The 364-nt window shown below is 66.5% G+C and carries 1 protein-coding gene; it reads left to right on the top strand.

Features of this window, described 5'->3' with window-relative positions; genetic code table 11:
* Positions 1–364, top strand: a 364-nt coding sequence (locus O2W20_RS22655) for a sigma-70 family RNA polymerase sigma factor (RefSeq protein ID WP_269174017.1), incomplete at both ends; no start/stop codon positions are given.

The raw sequence follows: 364 nt of genomic DNA, 5'->3' as shown, positions 1-364 counted from the left end.
GGCGTTCCTGGACCTGATCCAGGAGGGCAACCTCGGGCTGATCCGCGCGGTGGAGAAGTTCGACTACACCAAGGGCTACAAGTTCTCCACCTACGCCACCTGGTGGATCCGGCAGGCGATCACCCGGGCGATGGCCGACCAGGCCCGCACCATCCGCATCCCGGTGCACATGGTCGAGGTCATCAACAAGCTCGGCCGCATCCAGCGCGAGCTGCTCCAGGACCTGGGCCGCGAGCCCACCCCGGAGGAGCTGGCCAAGGAGATGGACATCACCCCGGAGAAGGTGCTGGAGATCCAGCAGTACGCCCGGGAGCCGATCAGCCTGGACCAGACGATCGGTGACGAGGGCGACAGCCAGCTCGGT

Source organism: Modestobacter sp. VKM Ac-2982 (assembly GCF_026967935.1).
Classification (GTDB): domain Bacteria; phylum Actinomycetota; class Actinomycetes; order Mycobacteriales; family Geodermatophilaceae; genus Modestobacter.
Note: the sequence above shows the minus strand (reverse complement) of the source record. Positions and strands in the feature narration are given on the sequence as shown.